This window comes from Kitasatospora sp. CB01950 (assembly GCF_001905465.1).
In the GTDB taxonomy this organism is placed as follows: domain Bacteria; phylum Actinomycetota; class Actinomycetes; order Streptomycetales; family Streptomycetaceae; genus Kitasatospora.
In genome coordinates, this window is record NZ_LISX01000002.1 from 226,589 (window position 1) to 247,308 (window position 20,720).

Genomic DNA, 20,720 nt, shown 5'->3' on the forward strand with positions numbered 1-20,720 from the left:
GCGGGTTGCGTCGTCCCGGGCCCTTCGCGTCGGCGTTCCCGGATCGGGCGGGGTGGGTCGGGTCAGTCGTCCAGTTCGTCGTCGTAGACCTCGCTGACGTCGAAGCGGCAGATCAGCAGCTCCGGGTCGGCGCCGTCGAACGGCTCGGGCAGCCACTCGCCGGGGTCGGTCGGTTCGGTGGCCGACACCCACAGCGTGGAGTCGCCCTCCTCCAGGCCGAACTCCTCGGCCCGGGCGGCGATTTCGTCCGGCTCGTACTCGCCGAACAGCACGCCGATCGCCGCGGTCATCTCGGCCTCGCCGCCCCCGCCGGGGGTGAGCCCCTCGTCGACCCGTTCGGCCTGGGCCCGCAGGCGCTTCGGGTCGGTGATCAGGTAGTCGCGGCGGATCAACACGCTGATCGCCTCGGGCTGTTCGGGGCCCTGGTAGCCCGTCCCGGTCTCGTCGCCCGGGATCTCGAAGGGGGTGACTTCGTCGTAGACCTCGTACAGGATCTGGTCGTAGGCAATGGCGGCCGCCGCAAGCTCCTCGTACGCGTGGACGACGACCGGATCGCCGGGCTCGGTCGAGCTGGAGACGGCCTGCAGGTGGCGGTCAATGGCGGCCTTGACCGCCTCTGCGGCGGCCCGTACCTCGGTGATGGTCAGCTGCGCGGCATCAGACATGGTGCAGACGCTATCCCCACCCGACGGCAACACGCACAGCGGTTGTCACCTACAGCCGTGAAAAGCGGGCAAGTTCACCCTCGATGTCCGTTCCGCACCTTTCCGTCACCCCCAATTGCCCGGGCCTGCGGCCCGTTCGCCGGTGCGTGCCGGGGACGCGTCGGCGCGGCTCGGGGCGGGTATCCGTACCGAAAGGGAAAACTGATTGACGCTCAGCTCCGCACCCGGGAAGGCTCGTCCTGTCGCCCGGCAGCGGATCGGACCCGAACCGGCCACCGGTCGACGGCGCGCCGTAGGCTTGCAGGCAGCACAGCAGCGGAGGAGAAGTCTTGATCCCTACCAAACCGGTCCGGCTTCCGGAGTACGAGTACCAGTCGCTTCGTCTGCCGCGCGGCACCTCCCGCAACGCCGCGCGCCAACTGCTCACCGACCACGCCGAGTACGGGCAGTGGGAGCTGGACCGACTCCGGCTGTACCCCGACGGCAGTCGGACGGTCCGACTGAAGCGGCGCATCATCCGGCAGGTCCGCTCCACCTGGTAGCGCGCATGCCCGCGCCCGGGCCGCCCCCCGCGTGAAGCGGTGGGGCGGCCCGGGCGCGGTGCTTTCCGGCCTCGGTGGAGGTCGGGTCCGGGCCGGTCCGGGCTCAGCGTCGGGCGAGGGCGCGGGAGCGGCGGTACAGGACGCCGCCTCCGAGCATCAGCAGCAGGCCGGCCGGGGCGAGGATCTCCAGGCCGTCCGCGCCGGTGGAGGCCAGCTGCCGGTCCGAGGTGTCAGCGGCGGAGTGCACTCCGGCGACCTGGGGGGCCGGGGTGGAGGCCTGGCCGCCGACCGGGACGACGGTGCGCTCCGTCCCCGGCGGAGTGACCGGCGGAGTGACGGGAGGCGTGACCGGCGGGGTCACCGGCGGGCACTCGCCGCCCGGCGGGGTGCACCCGGGCGGGGGCGTCTCGACGACCGGGACGGGCGGCTGGTGCGGCGTGACGTGGTTGTCGCAGTTGTTGCCGAACGCCGGGTTGAGCAGGCTGATCACGTCGATGGTGTTGCCGCACGCGTTGACCGGCACGTCGACCGGGGCCTGCGCCTGGTTGCCGGAGATCACGCCCGGCGAGTTGCTGGCCGTGCCGCCTGCCGTGGCGCCGCCGCCCGTCACGGACGAGCCGCCGCCCGCCGTGCCGGTCGGACCGGAGCCGGTGGAGCCGGAACCACCGGTGTGGGAGCCGCCCGGGTGGGAGCCGCCGGTGTGGGAGCCGCCCGTGCCGGAGCCACCGGTGCCGGTGGAGCTCGGGGTGGTGCCGGCCGGGCGCGACGGGCTGAGGTTCGCGCAGTTGTTGCCGTACGCCGGGTTGAGCAGGCCGATCACGTTGATGGTGTTGCCGCACGCGTTCACGGGGAGCTCCACAGGGACCTGCACCGCGTTGCCCGAGCCGACGCCCGGCGAGTTCGCGGCCACGCCGTGAGCGTCGGCGGTCGCGTGGGCGTAGCCCGCGGTCGAGGCCAGCACGCTGCCGGTGGCCATGGCCGTGAGGAGGCCTTTCCTGGCGACCTGTCGCATTGACTCCCCTTGTTTCCTTGTCCGATGGACAGATGAACCGACTTCCGATGACTTCCGCATTCCGCGAGCCGGGACCGCTCATCAATCCGATAGTCGGAATTCCGTGCCGCGATTGCGGCAGCACTACGTTCAACGACCCCTGGTGGTGAAGGTTGAGCCAGTTGCAGTCAGTTCATCCGATCGGGTGAGGTCTGCGGTATTCCGGGAACCACGACGTTCACCCGTACGGGAAAGCCACCGGGGAACCGCCGCAGACATGCGTGCGCCCCCGCACGGCCAACGGCCGTACGGGGGCGCCGGATTCGGGGAATCCGTCAGAAGTTGGCGCAGCTGTTGCCGAACGCCGGGTTGAGCAGGCCGATCACGCTGATCGTGTTGCCGCAGACGTTGACGGGGACGTGCACCGGGATCTGGATCAGGTTGCCGGAGAGCACACCCGGGGAGCCGACGGCGGAACCCTCCGCCTGCGCGCCGCCGTGCGCCGAGGCGACACCCGCGCCGGCGAGCAGCAGACCACCGGTGGCGGCGGCGACGGCAGCGATCTTCTTGGCCTTCATCTGTTCTGTTCCTCCTGGTCGATTCCAGCCCGTTCCCCCGGGCTGCACACGGATGAACGAAGGCCCGGCACCCGGGATGCGGGGCCGGGCCGACATTCACCCGTTGAAGTGATCAAGCGAACAGCTGATCGGCATCTCTCACGCTCGACTGCTTCTCATATTTCCTGGATGTGCGGATTTCCTCTCGGATCTCGGGCGAGGCGGTCGCGCGCGAGGCGGTCTCGGGCCGGGCCGTGTCGGGCTGGGCCGTGTCGGGCGTGACCGTCTCGGGCGGGCCGGTCTCAGGCGAGGTCGATGAACCGGTCCAGCACCCGGACGCCGAACTTCAGGCCGTCCACCGGCACCCGCTCGTCCACGCCGTGGAACATGCCGGCGAAGTCCAGCTCCGGCGGCAGCTGGAGCGGCGCGAAGCCGAAGCAGCGGATACCCAGGTCCTGGAAGGACTTGGCGTCGGTGCCGCCGGACAGGCAGTACGGGACGGCCCGGGCGATCGGGTCCTCGGCGCGCAGCGCGGTCTGCATGGCCTCGACCAGCTTGCCGTCGAAGCTGGTCTCCAGCGCCTTGTCGTAGTGCAGGCTCTCCCGCTTGACGCGCGGGCCGAGGACGCTGTCCAGCTCGGCCAGGAACTCCTCCTCGTAGCCGGGCAGGAAGCGGCCGTCCACGTGCGCGGTGGCCTGGCCGGGGATGACGTTCACCTTGTAGCCGGCGCCGAGCATGGTCGGCTGGGCGGTGTTGCGCAGGGTGGTGCCGATCATCTTGGCGATGCCGCCGAGCACCCGGAGCGTCTCGTCCATGTTCTCGGGGTCGAGCGGGACGCCGAGGGCGTCCGAGAGCTCGTCGAGGAACGCCCGGACGGTCTTGGTGATCCGCAGCGGGAACTGGTGCCGGCCGAGCCGGGCCACCGCCTCGCACAGCTCGGTGATCGCGTTGTCGTCGTTCTCCATCGAGCCGTGCCCGGCGCGGCCCTCGACGGTCAGGCGCATCCAGTGCATGCCCTTCTCCGCCGTCTCGATCAGGTACAGCCGGGCCTGGTCGTTGACGGTGAAGGAGAAGCCGCCGACCTCGCCGATCGCCTCGGTGACGCCCTCGAACAGCTCGGGGTGACGGTCCACCAGGAACCGGGCGCCGTAGGTGCCGCCGGCCTCCTCGTCCGCGAGGAACGCCAGCACCAGGTCGCGCGGGGGCTTGCGGCCGGTGCGCAGGCGGTCGCGGACCACGGCGAGGGTCATCGCGTCCATGTCCTTCATGTCGACCGCGCCGCGACCCCACACGCAGCCGTCGGCGATCTCGCCCGAGAACGGGTGGATCGTCCAGTCGTCGGCGTTGGCCGGCACCACGTCGGTGTGGCCGTGGATCAGCAGGCCGGGCCGCGAACGGTCCTCGCCCTCGATCCGCACCACGGTGGAGGCGCGGCCCTTCGCCGACTCGAAGATCTGCGGCTCCAGCCCGAACTCGGCGAGCTGCTCGGCGACGTACTCTGCCGCCTTCCGCTCCCCCGGGCCCGAGCCGTCCCCGTAATTACTGGTGTCGATACGGATCAGGTCACGGCAGATCTCGGCGACCTCCGACTCGGCCGTCACCGCGCGCTCGCTGCCCACACTCATCGCTCCCACCTAACCTCGGCCCGCCCGGCGCGGCTGCGGCCCGCGCCGCCCCGGCCCGGCCGGGAGCCGCGGGCGCCATTCCGCCATCCTCCCCCAGCACCCGCCGCACCCCAAGGGCCCGCCCCCCTCCACCCCACGCTTTCGAAGCCCGCCGCCACCCCGCCGCCCCGGTTTTGGGTCTACCAGGCGATCTTTGCTACTGTTGTCCATGTCAGCGCGGGACAACAACCCGCAAAGACACAACACCCGTCCGGGTGGCGGAATGGCAGACGCGCTAGCTTGAGGTGCTAGTGCCCTTTATCGGGCGTGGGGGTTCAAGTCCCCCCTCGGACACCAGACGAAAGACCCCAGGTTCTCCTGGGGTCTTTTGCGTTTCCGGTGTGCTTCCGGGGTGGAGTGGGTGGAGCGGCATCCCCCGCGGGGGATGCCGCTGCGGGTGTGGGTGTCAGGGGGTGGCGGTCAGGGCGTGGGTGACGAGGGTGTCGAGGAGGGTGGTGTAGCGGGTGGTCCAGGAGGCGATGGTTTCGGCGTCCCAGAGGTCGGTGGTGTATTCGAGGTAGCAGGCGAAGGCGTCGCCGGCGGGGACGATGCCGAGGTTGAACTCGCCGCGGGCGGCGGGGATGGTGAGGTCCTCGACCTGGACGGTGAGGCCGGGCAGGTCGATGTCGGTCTCCAGGGAGTTCTGGTACTGGAAGCCGTGGGCGAGCCGGTCGGGGACGTGGGGGTAGCCGCGTTCGCGGAGCCGGGGTCCGAACTGGGACAGCGGCATCAGGTGTTCCAGGGCCTCGCCCGCGGCGCGGGCGGTTTCGCGGACCTGGTCGGCGAACGGCCCGGTGGCCTCGGTGCGCAGCCGCAGCAGCATCGAGGAGACGGTGCAGGCGAGCAGTGTCTCCTCCTCGCGGCGGGCGCGGTTCGCGTACGCGACCGGGACGAGGTGGTCCGCACGGCCGTTGAGGGTGCCCATGAACCGGCCGAGGGCGGTGACCGTGACGGCGAACGGGGTGGTGCCGAGGCGCTTGGCCAGTTCCTCGATGCGTCCCCGGACCTCGGACGGCACCGCGAACTGGGCCACCTGTCCCAGGCCGCTGAGCTTCTCGGGGCGCGGCCGGTCCAGCGGGAGGTCGTGGGTGAACGGCGGCGCGTCCTTCAACTGCCGTTCCCAGTAGGCGTAGTCCTCCTCCCGGTCGGCCTGGTTGCGGACCTGCTCGGACCGGGCGTAGGCGGTCTGCTGGGTCGCCGCCGGCAGGCCGTGCGGCTCGCCGGTCAGAGCAGCCCGGTACAGCGCCGCGAGGTCCTTGAGCAGCACGCTGACGCCCCAGCCGTCACACATCGAGTGGTGCATGACGAAGACCAGTGCCCAGGTCTCCTCGCCGGTGCGCACCAGCCGGATCGCCGGCTGGACGCCCGCCTCGAGGTCGAACGGGTGCCTGGCCGCCTCGGTGCTGATCCGCGACAGCTCCGCCTCCCGTTCGCTCTCCGTCAGACCGCGCAGGTCCGCGACGGGCGGCCGCACGGCGACGGCGGGCAGCACGTCCTGCCACCAGTCCTCGGGCCGCTCGCCGCGGACGCACCGGGTGCGCAGCGACTCGTGGCGCTCCATCAGGCCGGTGAGGGCGGTGTGCAGCGCGGGGACGTCCAGCGGGCCGGTGATGAGGAGGCGCAGCGCGACGTTGAACACCTCGGGGATGGGGAGCTGGCCGATGCGGTCCGCGAAGCGTGCCTGCGTCACGGTGAGCGGCGGGCGGTCGGATGCGACGGGCGCGGGAGTCTCGGGGGCGGAGCCGCCGCCCGACGGGGCGCCGGACGCGTCGATGAAGGCGGCCATCGCGGCCGGGGTCGGCTGCTGGAAGAGCCGCGTGACGGGGACGTCCACGCCGAGCGCCTCGCGGACCCGGTTCACCACGCGGATCGCGGTGATCGAGTGTCCGCCCAGGTCGAAGAACGACGACTGCGGGTCGATCGTCTCCGCGGCGATGCCGAGTTCGGCCGCCCACACCTCGCGTACTCGGTCCAGGGTCCGCGACGGGCGCCGGGTCGGTGCGGGCGCCGGTGCGGCCGCGGGGGCCGGCTGCGGGGCGGGTGCGGTCGGGACGGTGATGTCCGGGTCGGGCAGGGCGGAGCGGTCCAGTTTGCCGATGCCGTTGAGCGGCAGGGCCGGCAGGACTGCCCAGCTGCGCGGCACCAGGTACTCGGGCACCCGGCGTCCGAGCGCGCCGGCGGCGAGGATCGCGAAGGCGGTCCGCTGCGCGGCGGCCGTCGCGTCGTCGCCCGTGAGCGGTTCGGCGGGGACGAGGTAGCCGACCAGGTAGGCGTCCCCGTGTGCGTCGCGGCGGGCGACGACGGCGGCGTCCTGCACGCCCCACACCTGGCGGAGCTGTTCGGTGGCCTCGCCCGGTTCGACGCGGAAGCCGCGGACCTTCACCTGGTCGTCGGCGCGCCCGCAGAACTCCAGCGTGCCGGTGGCGGGGTTGCGCCGCGCCAGGTCGCCGGTGCGGTACATGAGTGCGCCCGCGCCGCCGTGGGGGTCGGGCCGGAACCGGGCGGCGGTCTCGTCCGGCCGGTCCAGGTAGCCCTGTGCGACGCCGGCGCCGGCGATGTACAGCTCGCCGGGCGTGCCGTCGGGCACCGGGTTGCCGTCGGCGTCCACCAGCCGTACCCGGGCGTTGTCGACGGGCAGGCCGATCGGGATCGGCCCGGTCTCGGCGCCCCTGGGCGCGACGGTCTGCGTCGTGCACAGGATGGTGGCCTCGGTCGGCCCGTACACGTTGGTGACCCGGTAGGCCGCCGAGGCGTGCGGCCGCACCCTCAGCACGTCTCCGCCGACGGCCAGGTGGCGCAGCGGCGGCTGGCGCCGCTCGTCCAGGGCCATCAGCGCCTCGCCGAAGGCCGTGGTGAGGAAGGAGAACGTGATGCCGTGCACGGCGTACCAACGGGCCAGCGCCAGCGGGTCCTTGCGGGTCTCGTCGTCGGCGACGACGAGCGTGGCGCCCGCCGTCAGCGTCGGCCAGATCTCCATCAGCGAGCCGTCGAAGGCGACGCTGGACAGCAGGGCCGTGCGGTCCTCGGTGGTGGTCGCGAAGTACTGGTGGTGCCATTCGCAGAACGCCACGAGGTTGCGGTGCGGGACGGCAACTCCCTTGGGGCGTCCGGTCGTTCCCGAGGTGTGCAGGGCGTAGCAGAGCGCAGCGGGCGTCGCCGTGTCGTCGGCCTCGGTGAGTGCGGGGGCGCTGCCGGGGTCGTTGACGTCGAGGACGGTGACGTCGGCGGGCAGGTCGAGGGCGGCCGCCGCGTCGCCGGTGGTGAGCAGCAGCGGCGAGGCGCAGTCGGCCAGCACGGACGCGGCGCGGGCGAGCCCGAGGGCCGGGTCGAGCGGCGCGTAGCCGTGGCCGGCCTTGAGGACGGCGAGCATCGCCACGATCAGGTCGGGCGAGCGGTCCAGCCAGATCGGGACGGGCCGGTGCGGGCCGGGTGCGGGCGGGCCGATCCGGTGTCGGACGACGGCGGCGAGTCGGGATGCGCGGCGCTCCAACTCCCCGTACGTCAGGACGGTTTCGCCGTCGACGACGGCCGGGCGCCCCGGGTGGCGGGCGGCCTGCCGGGCGACCCAGGCGTGCAGGGTCGTCGCGGGTACCTCGCGCGCCGGGCCGCAGAGCCAGCCGTCCGCCGTCGGCGCGGTGCTCGCGCCTCGGACCGGCGCGAGCCGGGACAGCGGCGTCGCGGGGTCCGCCACGGCCTGCCGCAGGAGGCCGGCGAACGTCGTGAACCAGCCGTCGATCGTGGCGGGGTCGAACAGGTCGGTGTTGTACTCCAGGTGGCAGCGGATGCCCTCGGCCGCGCCGCCGTCGGTGAAGTACACGCACAGGTCGGTCAGGGACTTGTCGGGCCCGGCGTCCAGGGAAGAAGCCCGCACGCCCGGAAGGTCGAGGCGGAACGGCTCGCCCCGCTCGAACTCGGCGAGCACCTGGAACACCGGCGTGCGGTCGGTGGCGCGGCTCGGCGCGAGCTCGCGCACGACGGACTCGAACGGGACGTCGGCGTGGTCGTAGGCGTCCAGCGCGGTGCGCCGGACCCGGTCGAGGAGGGTGCCGAAGTCGGGGTCGCCGGACAGGTCGACGCGCAGCGCCAGGGTATTGACGAAGAAGCCGACCAGGTCCTCGGAGCCCTCGGGGCGGTCGGAGATCGGCGTGCCGATCACCACGTCCTGGCCGCCGGTGAGGCGGTGCAGCAGCGCCGCGTAGCCCGCGATCAGCGTCATGAACAGTGTCGCGCGCCGACCGCGACTCAACGCCCGTAGGCCGTCGGAGAGTTCGGGGGGCAGGGTGCGGAAGGTGGCCCGGCCGTTGGACGTCATCACCGGCGGGCGGGGCCGGTCGGTGGGCAGGCCGAGCACCGGCAGGTCGCCGCCGAGGGTCTCCCGCCAGTACGCGAGGTCCGCCGAGGCCTCGGGGCTGCCCGCGGCGGCGCGCTGCGCGCGGGCGTGGTCGGCGTACGACCGGGCGAGGGCGGGCAGTTCGCCGTCCGCGACGGTCCGGCCGGCCGTCTCGGCCCGGTAGAAGGCGGAGAGCTCGCGGGTCATGACGGACGCCGACGCGGCGTCCACCACGATGTGGTGGAGCGACAGCACCAGGACGTGGCGCTGCTCGCCGAGCTTCACCAGCCGGGTGACGAACAGCGGGCCGTCGGCCAGGTCGAACAGGCGGGCGCTCTCCGTGTCCAGCACGTCCTGGACGGCGGCGTGCGGGTCGGCGTCGGCCGGGGTCGACGCCGAGCGGTCGATCAGCTCGAAGTCCGGCTCGTGCGGCGGCAGGACGACCTGGACGGGCTCGCCCGAGCCGTCCGTGTGCTCGCGGAAGACGGTGCGCAGGCTCTCGTGGCGGGCCACCAGCGCGCGCAGGGCGGACCGCAGCGCGGGGACGTCCAGCGGGCCGTCCAGCAGGAGGGCCTTGGACTCGTTGTAGGCGGTGCGGCCCGGCATGATCCGCTCCTCCATCCAGATGCGCTGCTGGCCGAAGGAGAGCGGGTGCTGCTGCGCGACGGGCTCCGGGGCGGCCGGGCGTGCGGGCTCCGGCGTGGCGGCCCTGGCGTAGGTGCGGCGCAGCGAGTCGAGGTGGGGCAGGCCGGCCCGCAGGGTCGGCTCCGGGACGCCGAAGTCCACCAGGGCGACGATCTCGTCCACGCCGGCCGCCCGGACGGCGTCCACCACGGGGGCGACGGTCTCGGGGGTGCCGATCAGCGCCCGGTCGTCGCAGTACCGGCGGTAGGCGCGGGCGAACAGCACGTCCTGGTCGTCCTGGCTCAGTGTCGACAGGTCGACCTTTCCGTACCCGAGGCTGTTGGTGACCCCGCCGAACAGCGAGAGCGAGGCCCGCATGTACCGGGAGAGCGGCTCGAACGCCGCCTCGCGGGCCCGGTCGTGGTCGCTGTCGAGCAGGGTGTGCAGCAGGATGGCGATCCGTCCGGCGGCCGGGTCGAGGCCGTGGGCGGCGCGGGTGCGGCGGTACAGGGCGATGTTGTCGCGCAGCTGCTCGACGGTCTGCGACATCAGGTTGGTGACGATGCCCAGGTCGTGGCGGGCGGCCAGCTCGTAGGAGGCCGGGTTGCCGACGACCGCCGTGAACATCGGCGGCATGTCCTGGACCGGCCGCGGGAACAGTCGGATCTCGGTCTCGCTGCCGTCCCCGACGGTGCGCTTGAGGGCCTCGCCGCGCCACAGCGCCCGGACGTCGGCGAGCTGCTCGAACATCGCCTCCTTGTGGCGGGCGAACCGCTCCGGGAAGAACACGAAGTCGTTGGCGTTCCAGCCGGTCGCGCAGCCGATGCCGACCCGTCCGCCGGAGAGGTTGTCCACCATCGACCACTCCTCGGCGACCCGGATCGGGTCGTGGAGCGCCAGGACGACCGAGCCCGCGTTGATGCGGATGTTCTGCGTCTCCCGGGCGAGGGCCGCGCCGAGCACGGCGGGGTTGGGGAACAGGCCGCCGAAGGAGTGGAAGTGCCGTTCGGGCATCCAGAGGGAGTGGAAGCCGTGGGTGTCGGCGAACCGGGCGGTCTCCAGGATGGTGGCGTACTTGTCCAGGCGGGGGGCTTCCTCCTGGGGGTAGTCACCGAAGAAGTAGATGCTGAAGTCGGGGCCGGACCTGCGGGGCGGGACGGCCGGCCGGGACGGGGTGGCGGCTGTGGCCGGCGCCGGGGCGGCAGGGACTGCGGCCGGGACCGGGGCGCGGTCGCGCGGCGGCGCGGAGAGGGGCATCGCGCCGACCGGGGCCGGGGCGGCGACCGGGGCCGGGGCGGCAGCGGCCGGGGCAGCTGCGGGGACGGCTGTCGGAACGGCGGTGGGGACGGCTGCGGGAACGGCGGCCGGCCTGGGCGCCGGGGTCAGGATGCGGGCCCCGGGGAAGAACCCGGCGTCGCGCAGCTCGCGCAGCGAACCCTGGACGGCGTCCGTGACGACGGCGAGGTCCTCGTCCGTGTGCGCGGTGGACAGGAAGAAGTTCCGCCACTCCCAGACGAACACCCCGCGCAGCAGCAGGTGGTGGTAGAGCAGTTCCATGTCGGCGCGGTGCTCGAAGCGGAACATCGACCCGAAGTGGGCCAGCCGCAGCGGGAATTCCTCGGCCTCGAAGAAGCCGTTGAGGTCGGCGGCCAGCCGGTCCGTCCGGCCGTTGAGGCGCTGCTGGAGCGACGGGCCCTGCGCCTTGAGGTGGGTCAGGACGGCGCGGGCGGCCACCATCGACACCGGGTGCTGGATGTAGGTGCCGCCGAAGAAGGTCGTCTCGCCGGGCGGGTAGCTGGCGTCGCCGTAGTTCCAGTAGCCGCCGTCGACGCCGTCCATGATGTCGGCCCGTCCGGCGATGGCGCCGATCGGGAAGCCGCCGCCGAGCAGCTTGCCGTAGGTGGCGAGGTCCGGCGTGACGCCGTACAGCTCCTGTGCGCCGCGCAGCGCCGGGCGGAAGCCGGTCAGCATCTCGTCAAACATCAGCACGATGCCGTGGCGCTGGGTCAGCGCGCGCAACTCCCGGACGAACTCGACCGGTTGGAGGGACGGGTGGCGGCTCTGCACGGGCTCGATGATGCAGGCGGCGATGGACTGCGCCTGCTCCTCGATGACCCGCAGCGAGGCCGGGTCGCCGTAGTCGAGGACGATCAGGTCGGCGACCGCGCTGTCCGGGATGCCGATCGACACCGGTGCGGTGGCGCGTTCCTCGTTCTTCCCGGCCGCCCGGCCGAGGACGTTGTCCGCGTGGCCGTGGTACGAGCCGTGGAAGGTCACGATCTTCCGGCGTCCGGTGGCGGCGCGGGCGAGCCGGATGGCCGCCGAGTTGGCCTCCGTCCCGGAGTTGGCGAACGCCACCCGCTCCATGCCGGTGATCTCGGCGAGCAGTTCGGCCGCCTCGCCGGTCTCGGCGTTGCGCGGGCCCAACTGCACGCCGCGCGACAGGTGTTCGCGCACGGCCTCGCGGACGAACGGCGGCTCGTGGCCGAACATCAGCACGCCGAAGCCCATGGTGATGTCGGTGTAGCTGTTGCCGTCGATGTCGGTGATCGAGACGCCGGACGCGCCGCGCGCCGCGATCGGGTACAGCATCTCCTTGGTGCTGGACCGGAAGCCGACCACGGCCCGGCTGTCGGCCAGCACCCGGCGGTGGCGCCGGGCCAGCTCCTTCGACGTCGGGGTCTTCGCGGTGTAGCGGCGGACGAGCTCGTCCAGGTGGCGCTTGCGGCTCTCCGGGCCGGTGCCGCTGACCATGCCGGAGCCGCGGTCGACCGCCACCCGGGGGCCGTGCATCTTCGGTGCGGCGCCGGACGGCGCCGAGGCCCCGGCCTCGGCCGCGGTCTCGGCCGCCGGGGTCGTCGCCCGGACTGCACCGCTCAGCTGCTCGGCGATCCGTCGCGACAGCTCCGCCATCGCGGCGAGGTCGCTGTCGGCGGCGGCGGTGACGGGCGCGGGCCCGCCCTGCTGCTGCGTGCTCACCGGCCACCGGCCGCGGTCGACGGGCCGGCGGGCAGGGCGGCGAGCTGGCGGGTCACCAGTTCGGCGAGCTGGGTCATCATCTGCAGCTGGATCTGGGTGAGTTGCTGGATCTGGCGGGCCAGGTCCTCGAACTCCTGGCGCGTCGCGTAGCCCGGGGCCGCAGCGGCCGGGACCACCGGGGCGAGGGGCGCAGGGGCCTGGACCTGGACGGGAGCCGGAGCCGGAGCAGGAGCAGGCGTCGGGACGGGGGCGGGCGCCGGTACGACCGGGGCAGGCGCGACAGGCGCGGCAGTGGCGCCCGGGATCCGGCTCACGATCAGCTCGGCCAGCAGGCGCGGCGTGCCGGCCTCCTCGAACAGTTCGCGCATGGCGACCTTGACCTGGTGCTCCTGCTCGACCAGCCGCAGCATGTGGATCAGTTGCAGCGAGTCGGCGCCGAGGTCGAAGAACGAGGTGTCGTCGGTCACCGCCCCCGGCTCCGCGCCGAGGTGGTTGACCGTCACCTCGACGATGTGACGGCGTACGTCGTCGGCGGTGACCGTGCCCGTGTTGCTCAGTTCCACTGCGTCCTCGTCTTCCGTTGGTTCACCGAATGTGCTGATCGACGGTTCGGGGCCCGTCCAGTAGTGCCGGCGCTGGAAGCGGTAGGCGGGCAGCGGGGTGCGGCCGCCGCGGGTGCCTTCCAGCAGGTGGTGCCAGTCCACGGGCGCGCCTGCGCAGTGCAGGGCGGCGGCCGCGGACCACAGGGGTTCGATGCCCGCGCCGCGCCGCATGGCGGAGGCCACGGTGGCGGCGGGCAGGGCGCGCTTGGCGAGGCCGCCGAGCGTGTGGTGCGGGCCGAGGTCCAGGAGCACGGGCGCGCCGTCCGCCTGTGCTCCGAGCGTCGCGAGCACGGCGTCGAAGCGGACCGCTTCCCGGGTGTGCCGCAGGAAGTAGTCCGGGTCCGGCACCCAGCCCGCGGGGCGGACGTCGCCGTCGAGGCCGCTCACGAACGGGACGGTCAGCGGCCGGAAGGCGATGCTCTCCAGCACTGTGCGGAAGGCGTCGAGGGCCGGTTCGGTCAGCGCGGTGTGGAAGGCGCGGTCGACCGGGAGCCATTCGCCGGGGATGCCGCGTTCGGCGAGCAGCGCGACCAGTTTCTCGGCGGCCTCGACCGGACCGCCCAGCACGTGGGACTGTGCGCCGTTGGCGACGGCCAGCTCCAACCCGGGTATTTCGTGGGCGAGTTGCTCGGCGGTGGTGCGGTCGGCGGCGACGGCGACCATGGTGCCGGGCGGGCAGGCCTGCATGAGCCGGCCGCGTTCGGCGGTGAGCCGCAGCCCGTCCTCGACGGTGAGGGCGCCGGCGGCCGCGAGGGCCGCGTACTCCCCGGCGCTGTGTCCGGCGACGATCGCGGGCCGTACCCCGGCGTGCTCCCACATGCGGGTGAGGGCGACCTGGAGGGCGAACAGCGCGGGCTGCGCGGTGGCGGTCGGCCAGGTCTGGTTGCCGTCGGCTTCGGCGCCGGCCCGGAACGCGTCCAGCAGCGGTGCGCCGTACGCGCGGCGGTACTGCGCCTCGCAGGTGTCGAGGACGTCCGTCACGGCCCGGAACCTGCGGTCGAAGGGGGCGGCCATGCCGTGGGAGGGGCTGCCCTGGCCGGCGAACAGGAAGCCGACCGGGGTGGCGCCCTCGCGGGGGGCGAGGCCGGTCCACACCGGGCCGCGCCCGCCGGCGGTGGGGGCGGTGCCGGCCAGCCAGCGGTCGAGGGCGTCGGCGAGCGCCGCCGGGCCGTCGCCGCGCACGGCGAGCCGGTGCCGTCCGTGGGTGCGGCCGAGGGCGGTGGTGGTGACCAGGTCGGGCATGGAGGTGTCGGGGCGGCGGCGCAGGTGGGTGCGGAAGGCGCGGGCGTTGGCGGTGAGCGCCTCCGGGTCGCGTCCGGAGAGCAGCAGCACGCCGGGGGTGGGGTGGGCGTCGTCCTGCGGCGCGGGGGTCGCAGGCGGCGGTTCCTCCAGCAGCACGTGGACGTTGGTGCCGCCGACGCCCAGCGAGGTGACGCCGGCCCGGCGCGGGCGGCCGTCCTGCGGCCACGGCCGGGCCTCGCGGGGGATGTAGAAGGGGCTGGTGACCAGGTCGATGCCCGGGTTGGGGTGCTGGAAGTTGGCCATCGGCGGGATCACCCCGTGGCGGACGGCGAGCATCGCCTTGATCAGGCCGACCAGGCCCGACGCCACGTCCAGGTGGCCGATGTTGGCCTTGGTCGAGCCGATCGCGCAGTACCCGGTGCGGTCGGTGTCGGCGCGGAACGCGGCGGTGGCGCCGTCGAACTCGATCGGGTCGCCCTTGAGCGTGCCGGTGCCGTGCGTCTCCAGCAGGCCGATCTCGTCCGCGCTGATCCCGGACGTCTCCAACGCCCTTCGGATCGCGGCCTGTTGGCCGGCCGCGCTGGGCGCGCTGAAGGTGTGCTTGGCGGCGCCGTCGTTGCCGACGCCCCAGCCGCTGATCACGCCGTGGACGGTGTCCCGGTCGGCGAGGGCGCGTTCCAGCGGCTTGAGGACGACCGCCACCACTCCGTTGCCGCCGACCGTGCCGTCGGCGGCCCCGTCGAACGCCCGCACCCGGCCGGTCTTCGACAGGATCGAGCCCTTGACGTACTGGTAGCCCAGTACCTGCGGCGTGTGGATGGCCGCGGCCCCGACGAGCGCGAGGTCGGTCTCGCCGGACAGCAGCGCCTGTGCGGCGGTCTGCACGGCGAGGAGTGAACTGGAGCACCCCGTCTGGATGTTGAAGGACGGGCCGGTCAGGTCCAGCCGGAAGGAGGCGCGGGTGGCGGTGAAGTCGGCGTAGTTGCCGATCAGTACCTGCAGGCGCGAGAGCCAGTCGTCGGCGGGCGAGCCGTGGAGCACGTTGTTGAGCAGGTAGGTCTGCAGCGAGTACAGCTCGTACCCGGTGCTGGCGTAGACGCCGATGCGGGTGCCGGGGCGCTCCTGCGGATAGCCGGCGTTCTCCAGTGCGTGGTACGCGACTTCGAGGAACAGGCGGTGCTGCGGATCGGTGTAGGTGGCTTCTCGGCCGCTCATCCCGAAGAACGAGGCGTCGAATTGCGAGATGTCGCCGTCGAGGACGGCGCTCGCGCCCACGAAATCCGGTGCCCGGTACTTCTCGGCCGGGATTCCGGCGGCGTCGAGCTCTTCTTCGGTGAAATGCCGGATGCGGTCCTCTCCGTCGCGAATCACCCGCCAGAAGGCGTCGGTGGTGTTGGCGCCGGGGAGGCGTAAGGCGACGCCGATGACGGCGATCCGGCGGTCGGTGGGAGTGGTCATGTCCGTCCTCCTTCGGACGCGGGAACGCGGTCGTCCGCTGCTTCCGGTTCGGGCGTCGCCGGCGGCGCGGCCCGTCCGGCCACCGCGCCGCGCACCAGCAGGAGCAGGAACCCGAGGCAGAGCGGGATCGCGAGCCCGTGGAAGGCGCCCACCACCTGGAGCGGCGAGAACTCCTCCAGCAGCGCGCCGCTGAGGATCATGCCGAGGCCGAAGCCCAGGTTCTCCACCGACGCGGACAGGCCGAACAGCCGGGCCCGTTGCGCGTCCGGGACGGTCTGGAGCCGCGAGACGTACGCGACTTCGGTCAGTCCGTCCGCCATGCCCGCCACCAGTGCGGCGACGACCGCGAGGACGGTCGGCAGTCCGCTGAAGACCAGGATGAACGCGGCCGACATCACGCAGGCGCCCAGCGCGAAGACCTGCTCCCCCGGGCTGCGGCCGGTGCGGGAGGTCCAGCGGGACAGGATCTGCTGCATGGCGATGTTGCCGATCGCCCAGGTCGCCCAGAACTGGCTGATGAACGCCGCCGGGTGGGCGTGGTCGAGCGCGTCGGAGTAGATCGGCAGCGCCACGTTGTGGGACGAGGAGCCCAGGCCGTCGACCGCCCGGACCAGGACCATCACGGCCACCACGGGCATCGAGCGCAGCAGCATCAGCGTCGCCCACCGCCCGCCGCCGCCCGGCTCCGCCTTCGCGGCGTCCGCCGGGACGTCCTTCTCCCGCGCGGCCTCGGTGCGGATCGGCAGCGACAGCAGCACGCTCGCCGAGACGAGGAACGACAGCGCGTCGAAGGCGAACGCCCAGCGGTAGCCGAGCTGGGCGACGATGACGCTCGCGGAGCCGAACCCGGCCACCATCGCCAGCGAACGCCCGGTCGCCAGAAGGCTGTTGGCCCTGGTCCGCAGTTCCGCCCCGACGATCTCGGGCACCGCGCTGCGCAGCGCCACCCCGGAGACGGTCGAGCAGGCCCCGGCGATCACCGCGAGCCCGAACAGCAGCGCCACCCGGGCGCCCGACGGCGCCAGCAGCAACAGGACCAACGCGGTCGCCTGGGTGAGGTCCGCCCCCACCATGAGCCGCTTGCGCGGAATCCGCGACGCGAGCGCACCCGCGAGGACCCCGGACGCCACACTCGTCAGCAGCCGCACCGCCATGTACAGACCGGCCGTCAGGGCACTGCCCGTCAGGTGGTACACGAAGACGTTGAGCGCGACCATATTGAGATAACTGCCGTACGCAGAAACCGCGTTGCCTGCAACGAGCAGGCGGAAACGTTTCACTTCAGTCCTCCCCCAAACCAGTGACATGGACGCGCCTGGCCACAGTCGCCGCAGTCTAGAAAGGTGAAGATCCCCATGGCAAGACCTTCACAAAGCAGGTCGGATTCCGCCGCCGATGCGACCGAACGACGGAACCCCGGGCCGGGTGGGGCCGGCCCGGGGCGGGGAGGGGGTGTCAGGAGACGTTGAGGGTGATGTCGTCGAGGACGAAGGAGGTCTGCTTGGTGTAGTCCTCGACGCCGGTGAACTTGAGGGTGACGGTCTGCCCGGCGTAGGCGGCGAGGTTGAAGGTGCGCTGCTGGTAGCCGGCGACGGCGTTGGTGTTGTTGTAGGTGGCGAGGGTGGTGCCGTTGGCGGTGACGGTGAGGGTGTCGAAGACGGTGGTGGTGGAGGAGGCGCTGTCGATGTGGAGCCAGAAGCTCAGGTTGTAGCCGGAGCAGCCGGTGGGCAGGGTGACGGTCTGGGCGAGGGTGTCGGTGTTGGTGGCGCCGTACCCGTCGAGCCAGACGTCGTAGCTGCCGGAGTGCGCGGGCTCGCCGGCGCTGGAGTTGATGGTGGAGCTGCCGCCGCTGTTGGTCTCGGTCCAGCCGGAGGTGCTGCCGGTCTCGAAGCCGGGGTTGGTGATCAGCTGGGCGGCGGTGCAGGTGGTGCCGCCGCTCGCGGCGACCGTCCAGGTGAAGGCGGCGGTGGCGGAGGGGCCGGTGGAGTCCGTCGCGGTGACGGTGACCGTGCCGGCGCCGGCGGTGGTCGGGGTGCCGCTGATCAGACCGGTCGAGGGGTTGACGGTGAGACCGGCGGGCAGGCCGGTGGCCGACCAGGCGAGGGTGCCGCCGGCGGTGTCGGTGGCGGCGAGCTGGAGGCTGGTCGCGGTGCCGACGGTGGCGGTGCGGGCGCCCGGGTCGGTGACGGTGACCGAGCCGGTGTTGCCGGTGGAGCCGCCCTGGGCGAGCCACGCGGTGGCGTTGAGGGCGAGCGCGGCGTCGGTGCCGGCCGGGTCGTTCCAGCCGTTGTACAGGGTGTTGCCGGGCTGGCCGGTGCCGTCGTCGATCGGCGAGGAGTCGCCCCAGATCGCCACCCGGCCCTTGCCGAAGGTGGAGGTGACGAACGCGGCGCCGGTGTTGCCGCTGTAACCGGTGCGGTAGAGCAGGCCCTTGACGTTGGGGTTGTCGGCGGGCTTGAGGGTGAAGGTGGTGCCGTTGCGGATGATCGAGCCGGTGACGGTGCCGAACGGCCCGTTGAGCACCGGGTCGCCGGCGGAGGTGATCGCCCGCGGGTTGTCGGTGGTGATGTTCAGCAGGTCGACGGAGAACCCGAACGGGTCGGTGTTGTTGACGCCGTTGCTGGTCAGCAGGTCGTTGATGATCGCCGGGGAGTCCCAGCCGTCGTTGTTGCGGTCGCTCTGGGTGTGGTCGGAGATCAGGAAGAGGCCGCCGCCGTTCTGGACGAACGTCATGACGGCGGTCTTCTCGGCGGCGCTGAGCCGGATGTTGGGCTCGGGGATCACGAACTCGTCGAAGTTGGCGAGGTCGAGCGCGCCGCCGGTGCCGTAGGTGATGGTGTTGCCCGCGGGCAGCGTCTTGAGGCTGTAGTTGCCGGTCTTCTGCAGGGCCACGCCCCAGGCGGAGAGGGCGCCGGTCCAGCTGGTCTCGCCGGTCGGGTTGGCGTTCTGCGCCAGCGGGTCGGGCTGGCTGGTGGAGATGATCCAGTCGGCGTTGCCCGCGGTCTCCGCCTTGGTGTTGTCGAACAGAACTCGCTTGGGGGTGGCGGCGGCCGCGGCGGCGCTCTTGGGGGTGGCCGCGGTGGCGTGCTGCGGGACGGCGCTCGCGCCGGCGGCGGCCACCAGTGCGGCGGCGGCGAGAGCCAGCGGGCGGGCGGCCTTCCACGTTCTGATCATCTGTCAATCTCCTCGAACCACAGGGACCATGGGGTGCGCTACGCGCGTAGGCGGGCACACGCTGCCATGGTGGGGTAAGCGGAGCTTGAACGGAACATGTCGATCGCGCGCCGTCCGCAATGGGATGATTTGCGCAGGCGTGAGAGTGATCACGTGGCGCCGACGGCAGAAAGCGGGCCCGGAACGCCAGGTGGGACGGCGTTCCGGGCCCGAATGGGCTGACGGTGCGTCAGGCGGCCAACAACGCCGGGACGGTCCGCGGCCGGCTCTCCGCGTCGATGGCGACGAAGGTGAGCCGGCCGGTGGCGACCCGGGTGACCGGGCCGGTGGCGTTCCAGCGTTCTGCGGTGACGGTGACGTGGACGGTCATCGAGGTGCGGCCGGCCCGTTCGAGTTCGGCGTGCGCGGTGAGCAGGTCGCCGGCCCGGACCGGGGCCAGGAAGGTCATGCCGTCCACGGCGGCGGTGACGGCCGGGCCCTCGGCGTGCCGGGCGGCGGACGCGGCGGCGGCGTCGTCGATGAGCTTCATCACCACGCCGCCGTGGATGGTGCCGTAGAGGTTGGTGTCGTGTTCGCTCATGATGTGGGCGAGCGTGACCTGGGACGCCTGCGCGGGCTTTGCGGCGGCCGCCTCGGGTACGACGGTCTGGTCTGCCACGGGAACTCTCCTTCGCGAGTCGCGGCTCGGACGATCCGCGGCGCCGGTGGGCTCCGCGGGCGGCGGCAGGTCTTCGGACTCGCGGGCATCTCCCGTGGAGGGCCTGTCTACTGGCCGTCGCTTCCCGGGCCGATCGGGCCCAGTGCGTGTGACGGCGGTCGTTCCCGCTCACCGCTGCGAGGCAGTCCTGGACTCGCACCAGGTTCCCTCTTGCGACGCTCCCGCCGTTGATCGGACGGGGCGAACCGCTGCCCGACCAGCCTATCTCCCCGTTCGAGGTGCTCCGCCCTTGGGTCTGAAGGCAGACGCCGGGGCCTGCCCTACGGCTGTGCCGGTCGGTGCCAGGGGGCGCCGGGGGCGGTCGGGGCGGGGTCGGCGGCGGTGCGCAGTGCGTAGGTGTCCTCGTCCACGGGCCCCAGGTAGTGGTGGCCGGTGAAGTGGCACCAGGCGGGGAGGTCGAGCGGGGCGGCGGGGTCGGTGGCGCGGACGTGCACGAGGGTGCCGGCGGGGGCGTCGGCGATGGCGGCGCGCAGGCGCAGCAGCAGGGTGACGCAGAGCAGGCCGCGTCCGTCGAAGGTTGCCTGGCGCGGCACTTGGTGGGTCATCGTCGGCTCCGGACGGCTGCGGTGGCGATGGTGGGGAGGGTGAGCAGGGCGAGCAGGCCGCCGCCGAAGGCGAGGACGGAGTAGCCGGAGAGGTCGACGACGGCTCCGGAGGCGAGGCCGCCGGTGGCGCCGGAGAGGGAGACTGCGACGTCCACGCTGCCCTGGGTCTTGGCGCGGGTGGCGAGCGGGACGCCGTCGGTGAGGATGGCGGTGCCGGAGACCAGGCCGAAGTTCCAGCCGAGGCCGAGCAGCACGAGGGCGAGCGCGAGCAGCGGGACGGAGTGCGCGGGGGCGAGGGCGGCGAGCAGTCCGGCGGCGACCAGGGTGAGGCAGGCGGCGGCGCCGACGGCGAGCGGGCCGTGCCGGTCGACGAGGCGTCCGGTGAGCGGGGAGGGCAGGTACATCGCGGCGACGTGCAGGGCGATGACGAGTCCGGAGGCGGCGGTGCCCCGGCCGGCGTCGTGCATGTGGACGGGCGTCATGGTCATCACGCCGACCATGACCAGCTGGGTGACCACCATGACCTGGGCACCGAGCAGAACGCGGTTGCGCACCAGGGAAGTTGACGCGTCGGCCGGCCGGTCCGCGGGCTCGGCGGCGGGGGCTGCGGCGGGCTCGGCGGCCGGGGC

12 protein-coding genes, 1 tRNA gene and 1 riboswitch are annotated in these 20,720 nt (G+C 72.9%); of the genes, 2 read left to right on the forward strand and 11 right to left on the reverse strand.

The annotated features are described in order from the left end of the window. Positions 1–62: 62 nt before the first annotated feature. Entirely contained in the window at positions 63–665 is a 603-nt protein-coding gene (locus AMK19_RS05805; protein ID WP_073808685.1) for a hypothetical protein, read from the reverse strand. Positions 666–997: 332 nt separating this feature from the next. On the opposite strand from AMK19_RS05805, the gene AMK19_RS05810 reads away from it, so the two are divergent. Next, the gene (locus AMK19_RS05810) at positions 998–1,207 is read left to right on the forward strand and encodes a DUF5703 family protein (protein ID WP_043912690.1); all 210 of its coding nucleotides are present in this window, start codon (positions 998–1,000) and stop codon (positions 1,205–1,207) included. A gap of 103 nt (positions 1,208–1,310) precedes the next feature. Here AMK19_RS05810 and AMK19_RS05815 read toward each other — a convergent pair whose 3' ends face one another. The 3 genes from AMK19_RS05815 to AMK19_RS05825 all read right to left on the reverse strand — a co-directional run bounded on the left by AMK19_RS05815 (position 1,311) and on the right by AMK19_RS05825 (position 4,380). Further along, positions 1,311–2,219, reverse strand: a complete 909-nt coding sequence (locus AMK19_RS05815) for a chaplin (protein ID WP_073808687.1) — start codon at positions 2,217–2,219, stop codon at positions 1,311–1,313. Between the two features lie 314 nt (positions 2,220–2,533). Then, on the reverse strand, positions 2,534–2,776 hold the full coding sequence (locus AMK19_RS05820; RefSeq protein WP_073808688.1) for a chaplin: 243 nt from the start codon (positions 2,774–2,776) through the stop codon (positions 2,534–2,536). A 281-nt stretch (positions 2,777–3,057) separates the two neighbouring features. Continuing rightward, positions 3,058–4,380 (reverse strand): M20/M25/M40 family metallo-hydrolase, encoded by a 1,323-nt coding sequence (locus AMK19_RS05825; RefSeq protein ID WP_073808690.1) that lies wholly within the window; start codon positions 4,378–4,380, stop codon positions 3,058–3,060. 248 nt (positions 4,381–4,628) lie between these two features. On the opposite strand from AMK19_RS05825, the gene AMK19_RS05830 reads away from it, so the two are divergent. After that, positions 4,629–4,716, forward strand: a tRNA-Leu gene (locus tag AMK19_RS05830). Between the two features lie 109 nt (positions 4,717–4,825). Here AMK19_RS05830 and AMK19_RS05835 read toward each other — a convergent pair. From AMK19_RS05835 to AMK19_RS05865, 7 genes are all read right to left on the reverse strand, one after another. Further along, positions 4,826–12,352: a MupA/Atu3671 family FMN-dependent luciferase-like monooxygenase gene (locus AMK19_RS05835; protein WP_241844264.1), complete on the reverse strand. Its 7,527-nt coding sequence runs from the start codon at positions 12,350–12,352 to the stop codon at positions 4,826–4,828. After that, complete coding sequence (locus AMK19_RS05840; protein ID WP_073808691.1) at positions 12,349–15,654, reverse strand: type I polyketide synthase; 3,306 nt, start codon at positions 15,652–15,654, stop codon at positions 12,349–12,351. The genes AMK19_RS05835 and AMK19_RS05840 overlap by 4 nt, the downstream gene beginning before the upstream one ends. Then, positions 15,651–16,934 (reverse strand): MFS transporter, encoded by a 1,284-nt coding sequence (locus AMK19_RS05845; RefSeq protein WP_073808693.1) that lies wholly within the window; start codon positions 16,932–16,934, stop codon positions 15,651–15,653. The genes AMK19_RS05840 and AMK19_RS05845 overlap by 4 nt, the downstream gene beginning before the upstream one ends. A 175-nt stretch (positions 16,935–17,109) precedes the next feature. Then, positions 17,110–18,828 carry a putative Ig domain-containing protein gene (locus AMK19_RS05850; RefSeq protein ID WP_073808694.1) on the reverse strand — a complete coding sequence of 573 codons (1,719 nt, stop codon included), beginning with the start codon at positions 18,826–18,828 and terminating at the stop codon, positions 17,110–17,112. Between the two features lie 229 nt (positions 18,829–19,057). Further along, positions 19,058–19,486 (reverse strand): acyl-CoA thioesterase, encoded by a 429-nt coding sequence (locus AMK19_RS05855; protein WP_073808696.1) that lies wholly within the window; start codon positions 19,484–19,486, stop codon positions 19,058–19,060. A 47-nt stretch (positions 19,487–19,533) separates the two neighbouring features. Beyond that, positions 19,534–19,751: riboswitch (cobalamin riboswitch) on the reverse strand. A 55-nt stretch (positions 19,752–19,806) separates the two neighbouring features. Next, positions 19,807–20,091, reverse strand: coding sequence for a sulfurtransferase TusA family protein (locus AMK19_RS05860; RefSeq protein ID WP_073808697.1), 285 nt, complete (start codon positions 20,089–20,091; stop codon positions 19,807–19,809). Continuing rightward, positions 20,088–20,720, reverse strand: a 633-nt coding sequence (locus AMK19_RS05865) for an MFS transporter (protein WP_143200104.1), incomplete at its 5' end; no start/stop codon positions are given. The genes AMK19_RS05860 and AMK19_RS05865, both read right to left, overlap by 4 nt.

Excerpts from the sequence above, each read along its gene's own strand:
- AMK19_RS05805 (WP_073808685.1), bottom strand. The coding sequence starts at position 665 with ATGTCTGATGCCGCGCAGCTGACCATCACCGAGGTACGGGCCGCCGCA.
- AMK19_RS05815 (WP_073808687.1), bottom strand. The coding sequence starts at position 2,219 with ATGCGACAGGTCGCCAGGAAAGGCCTCCTCACGGCCATGGCCACCGGC.
- AMK19_RS05820 (WP_073808688.1), bottom strand. The coding sequence starts at position 2,776 with ATGAAGGCCAAGAAGATCGCTGCCGTCGCCGCCGCCACCGGTGGTCTG.
- AMK19_RS05825 (WP_073808690.1), bottom strand. The coding sequence starts at position 4,380 with ATGAGTGTGGGCAGCGAGCGCGCGGTGACGGCCGAGTCGGAGGTCGCC.
- AMK19_RS05840 (WP_073808691.1), bottom strand. The coding sequence starts at position 15,654 with ATGACCACTCCCACCGACCGCCGGATCGCCGTCATCGGCGTCGCCTTA.
- AMK19_RS05850 (WP_073808694.1), bottom strand. The coding sequence starts at position 18,828 with ATGATCAGAACGTGGAAGGCCGCCCGCCCGCTGGCTCTCGCCGCCGCC.
- AMK19_RS05860 (WP_073808697.1), bottom strand. The coding sequence starts at position 20,091 with ATGACCCACCAAGTGCCGCGCCAGGCAACCTTCGACGGACGCGGCCTG.